We start from the raw sequence: 4,996 nt of genomic DNA on the forward strand, positions 1-4,996 counted from the left end.
TCATTCCTTTAATTATAATAGTACCTAATCAAGTAAATCATATTATGTGCCCGACCTCAATAAAGTAATACTTTTACTAGAATATGCAAACTTGTGCTCTTATTTTAAATTAGTATAATCATAGTATGAAAGGGTGTATTAATTGAAACTCATTCAATGGAGTTATGCTAAAAGATATCAAGTAAAAGCGATTTTTGATGAATTCCCAGATATGATAATTATTTTCAGAACTGTCGGCTCTTATTATTTTGTTTTCACAACCATTGGAACCGTTAGCCATTCCAATCCTACCCGAAAAGACTATGTAGAAATGGAATTGTTAATTAATGAACAACTCCAAACGTTACCAGCCTATATACAACGGAAATCCGAAGTCGAAATGGCTTGGGTTGAACCCTGGATTCGCGAAAAAGGACTTTCATTTACACAACTGAAAGTCCTTCCTTATAAAGAATAATTTGCTTGCGACCAAGTGATTTAGCCTCATATAATGCTTGGTCCGCACATTTGATCATATCTTCTAGAACTTGATGATTTTTCACTTCGCAAATACCAGCGGAAAAAGACAAATGTACCGAGTCCATGCGATACCTTAATAATTGGTCACTGCTACAGGCCACTTGTAAAGCATCTAACTGACGTTTTGTTTCTTGACCATTATGTATTGGGAATAATAGAAGAAACTCTTCCCCTCCCCATCTCGCAACTATATACGGCTTGTTATTTGTCTTTTTAGTAGATTTGCAAATGTTTGGAGAGCAATATCACCAAACGTATGCCCGTATTGATGATTGATTTTTTAAAAATGATCTAAATCTAATATTGCTAAGGTAAATGTTTTCTCGTTAACCCAAAATTGATTTTGTGCGGTTTTTATTTCTTCAATCATTTTTCGCCGATTAAACAATGGGGTTAAAGGATCCGTAATGGATAAATTTTTCACTTGTTCAACTAAACGTTCGAGTTCTTGATTGCGGTCCTGTAACATTTTCCCTGTCGCTTTTCTTTCTGTAATATCTACATGCGTTCCAATTATTCGATTTGCAATGTCTTGTTCATTTCGTTCTACCGCTTTGCCGCGATCTAAAATGCAACGGTATGTCCCGTCTACATGTAATAAACGATGCTCACTTTCAAAAAAACTAGTCTCATTGTGAATATGCCCTTCAATGACCGTATTTACTTCCCCAACATCTTGAGGATGAATTCGTTCTCTCCATTCGCTTAATTCATTAGGGATCTCATGCTCTTTATAACCCAACATCCCTTTACCTCGCGCTTAATAAAGAAGCATTTAGATCAATATGCTTTTCTACAATAACTAGTAATGGTAATTTTTACCTGTTCTGTGTTACAAAATCAAAACATTTTTTACGTCAAACCCTTCAATATAGATATGGCGATGAGTTTCATTCATGTTTATCCCTCCTTATTTTTTGTCATATCTCAAATTCGAGATAATTTCCATTTTGAAAGATTAAGCATTTGCCGCTATTCGTGTTATAATAGTAGCATTGTGAAAAATAAGGAGGTACTAGCATGATTGCTGTAAGTAATGTAAGTTTGCGCTTCGGAGATCGTAAGCTTTTCGAAGACGTTAATATAAGATTCAACCCAGGTAACTGTTACGGGTTAATTGGTGCAAATGGTGCTGGAAAATCTACATTTATTAAAATTTTATCAGGTGACCTTGAAACACAAGAAGGAAATGTCATCATGAATCCGAATGAACGTTTAGCTGTACTAAAACAAAATCACTTCGAGTACGAAGAGTTTGAAGTATTAGAAACAGTGATGATGGGTCATAAACGTTTGTATGAAGTTATGAATGAAAAGAATGCTATCTATATGAAAGAAGATTTTTCTGACGAAGATGGTATGCGTGCTGCAGAACTTGAAGGTGAGTTTGCAGATATGAATGGATGGGAAGCTGAATCTGAAGCGGCAATCCTTTTACAAGGTTTAGGTATCGGTGAAGAATCTCTATCTAAAAAAATGGCTGACTTAACAGGTTCTGAAAAAGTAAAAGTTTTACTTGCTCAAGCATTGTTTGGCAAACCAGATGTTCTTTTACTAGATGAGCCTACAAACCATTTAGACTTAAAAGCTATCCAGTGGTTAGAGGAATTTTTAATTAACTTTGCTAATACTGTTATCGTTGTTTCCCATGACCGTCACTTCCTTAACAAGGTGTGTACTCATATTGCGGATCTTGATTTCGGGAAAATACAAGTTTATGTCGGAAACTACGATTTCTGGTATGAATCAAGTCAATTAGCTACTAAATTATCTCAAGATCATAATAGTAAAAAAGAAGAAAAAATTAAAGAACTTCAAGCATTCATCGCACGATTTAGTGCAAATGCATCTAAATCTAAACAAGCAACTTCTCGTAAGAAAATGTTAGATAAAATTGAATTGGATGACATTCGTCCTTCTTCACGTAAATATCCATATGTAAACTTCCAAATTGGACGTGATATCGGTAACGACGTCCTAGCTGCCCAAGGAGTTTCATTTGAACATGAAGGCAAAACTATGTTTAAAGACATCCATTTTTCAATTAATAAAGAAGATAAAATTATCTTAATTGGTGATCCAATTGCTAAGTCTTCATTACTTCGTGTGTTAGCAGAAGAAGTTGAACCGACAGAAGGTTCAATTCGTTGGGGTGTTACAACTACACGTACTTACTTCCCAATCGATTACAGCGAATACTTTACTGGAAATGAAAACTCTTTAGTAGATTGGTTGCGCCAATATTCACCTGATGATGAAAGTGAAACTTTCTTACGTGGGTTCCTAGGACGTATGTTATTCTCTGGTGAAGAAGTGAAGAAAAAACCATCTGTATTATCTGGTGGAGAAAAAGTCCGTTGTATGTTATCTAAAATGATGCTTGCTAATGCCAATGTATTACTATTAGATGAACCTACGAACCATTTAGACTTAGAATCAATTCAAGCACTTAACAATGGCTTAATTGCTTTCAAAGGTGCTATGATCTTTACATCTCATGACCACCAGTTCATCCAAACGATTGCTAATCGTGTAATTGAAATCTTGCCTGATGGTTCAATTCTTGACAAGCAGTTATCATTTGATGAATTCTTAGATTGGAAAGAATCTCAAGGAATCAAATCATAAAACAAAAAGCGAAAAATAAAGTGTGAAGGGTGTATACCCCCATCGCACTTTATTTTTTATTTAGATTTTTTTATGAACATTCCTAGGAGAGATCGAGCTGGTATTTTTCCGAGCAAACCATCGCTTGATTTAGAAATTTTCTTTAATGTAACAAATAATTTTTCATCCCCTACCCAATGTTCTTCTAAAATTTCGGGTGAAAATTTATTAAGTAATGTATTCACAACGAATGTTGCAACAATAATGTCATCCATAAACCCACCTGGACCTATTAAACCTTCGGGAATTACATCTATTGGAGCAATAAAGTATAAAATACCACTACCGATTAATACTTTACTTTTCCCATCAATGCGATTATCGAGTAATGATTTAGTTAATAGATGGAACAAATCTGGTGCGAATAATAGGTAGGGTGCAAATTTACTTGCACTTCCTGATCTTGATTCCAAAAAAGAAGTAATATTCCCACGAAGTTTCTCATAAAAATCTTGTTGTTTTTTAAGTGTCGGTAATTCTTTTTTCAAATMATATTCTGTCATATTCATTCCCCTTCCTTAAAATATACTATACCAAAAAAACAGAAAATTGAAACGTTTAACCAACACCAACCGTCTAAATTACTAAACAAACAGATTGGAGGTTACCTTATGTCAATATTGAAAAAATATGTCGTTCTCATGCTTTTCTTACTGTTAAGCGCTTGTAGTGACCATTCTGTAGGAAACCCTTCTGTTTCAACTGCCCCCCCCACTACTGAAGAAGAAAAACCTGAAGAAATCATTGAAGAACCAGAGGAAGTCGTCGCAGAACCTGAACTAGAGCCAGTACAGTTTTCGAACTTCTTTTTGCAGGATGGAGTCACTGCTAAGTATTTAGGTAAAGGTAATGAATATGCAAGCTACTTAGCACGGACACAATGGCACAATGATAATACCGTTTCAATCTATGAAGACAATGGAGGAACAACTCTTTTACGTACTTATCGAATTTCTGATGAGTCGATTGATTTGATTCAAGAACAAGGAGAATTTTATGACGAGTTTAATCTTACTGATGAAGAGTTGCAAGAACTTCCTAAGCTCTCGACATTTTTAAAGCTCCCCTTAGAAACTGGCGTATCTTTTGACGGTTGGGAAATTGTTAGTGTAGATGAAACGGTTGACACACCATTTCAAACTTTTGATCAAGTAATTGTCTTGGAAAAGACGGATGATAGTGGAGCCATACAGCGTAAATATATCGTAGAAGAATACGGCGAAATAAAAAGAGAATTTATTATGAACGAAGAAGACAATGAATTTATAGTAACGTCAACTCTCGAATCGGTTGATTAAAAAGAAGAGGCATCCGAAATTTCGGATTGCCTCTTTTAGTTGCTAAATTTAGATTTTGGTGACATTTGCAGCTTGAGGTCCACGGTTGCCATCGACAACTTCGAATTCGACTTTTTGACCTTCATCAAGTGTCTTAAAGCCTTCCCCTTGAATTGCAGAGAAATGAACAAATACGTCGTCACCACCATCAATTTCAATAAATCCGAAACCTTTTTCTGAGTTAAACCATTTTACTGTACCTTGTTTCATAAACAAACCCCCAAAAATAAAGTTAACAATTTAAAATTGAGTGATGAAAACCAAAAAATTCACATACACAATAGCACCAGCAAACGCCGATCACTACTGAAATATGTGAATACAGGTTTCCGGTAAAACAATTTCAATTGTTAAGAATATTATAACATTTACCCAACAACTGTCAATTTTATTATTTGTATTTTCATAGTCTTATATGTCTTTTTATATTTGATTCGGATTCCCGTTTTTCAGCCAAATTACACCATGAAATG

The 4,996-nt window shown here is 34.8% G+C and carries 8 protein-coding genes; 3 read left to right on the forward strand and 5 right to left on the reverse strand.

What is annotated here, in order from left to right; translation table 11 throughout:
• Positions 1-142 precede the first annotated feature (142 nt).
• The gene (locus AC1DOS_RS17885; RefSeq protein WP_477538591.1) at positions 143-457 is read left to right on the forward strand and encodes a hypothetical protein; all 315 of its coding nucleotides are present in this window, start codon (positions 143-145) and stop codon (positions 455-457) included.
• Here AC1DOS_RS17885 and AC1DOS_RS17890 read toward each other — a convergent pair.
• Genes AC1DOS_RS17890 through AC1DOS_RS17900 form a run of 3 tightly spaced genes read right to left on the reverse strand, consistent with a single transcriptional unit; the run spans position 423 to position 1,264 of the window.
• Complete coding sequence (locus tag AC1DOS_RS17890) at positions 423-710, reverse strand: diguanylate cyclase domain-containing protein (RefSeq protein WP_477538596.1); 288 nt, start codon at positions 708-710, stop codon at positions 423-425. The genes AC1DOS_RS17885 and AC1DOS_RS17890 overlap by 35 nt on opposite strands.
• Positions 707-796 (reverse strand): hypothetical protein, encoded by a 90-nt coding sequence (locus tag AC1DOS_RS17895; RefSeq protein WP_477538597.1) that lies wholly within the window; start codon positions 794-796, stop codon positions 707-709. Before AC1DOS_RS17895 ends, AC1DOS_RS17890 begins: the two co-directional genes overlap by 4 nt.
• A 3-nt stretch (positions 797-799) precedes the next feature.
• Positions 800-1,264, reverse strand: coding sequence for a sensor domain-containing diguanylate cyclase (locus tag AC1DOS_RS17900; RefSeq protein ID WP_477538592.1), 465 nt, complete (start codon positions 1,262-1,264; stop codon positions 800-802).
• 275 nt (positions 1,265-1,539) lie between these two features.
• On the opposite strand from AC1DOS_RS17900, the gene AC1DOS_RS17905 reads away from it, so the two are divergent.
• Positions 1,540-3,147: an ABC-F family ATP-binding cassette domain-containing protein gene (locus AC1DOS_RS17905; protein WP_477538593.1), complete on the forward strand. Its 1,608-nt coding sequence runs from the start codon at positions 1,540-1,542 to the stop codon at positions 3,145-3,147.
• Positions 3,148-3,203: 56 nt separating this feature from the next.
• On the opposite strand, the gene AC1DOS_RS17910 is transcribed toward AC1DOS_RS17905, so the two are convergent.
• A complete protein-coding gene (locus tag AC1DOS_RS17910) occupies positions 3,204-3,689 on the reverse strand; it encodes a YkvA family protein (protein ID WP_477538594.1) in 486 nt (161 codons plus the stop codon).
• Positions 3,690-3,797: 108 nt separating this feature from the next.
• Here AC1DOS_RS17910 and AC1DOS_RS17915 point away from each other — a divergent pair, with 108 nt between their 5' ends.
• The gene (locus tag AC1DOS_RS17915; protein WP_477538595.1) at positions 3,798-4,484 is read left to right on the forward strand and encodes a hypothetical protein; all 687 of its coding nucleotides are present in this window, start codon (positions 3,798-3,800) and stop codon (positions 4,482-4,484) included.
• A gap of 48 nt (positions 4,485-4,532) precedes the next feature.
• On the opposite strand, the gene AC1DOS_RS17920 is transcribed toward AC1DOS_RS17915, so the two are convergent.
• Positions 4,533-4,733 carry a cold-shock protein gene (locus AC1DOS_RS17920; protein WP_108585760.1) on the reverse strand — a complete coding sequence of 67 codons (201 nt, stop codon included), beginning with the start codon at positions 4,731-4,733 and terminating at the stop codon, positions 4,533-4,535.
• Positions 4,734-4,996 lie beyond the last annotated feature (263 nt).

The sequence above is a fragment of the Paenisporosarcina sp. P5_A11 genome, assembly GCF_056400705.1.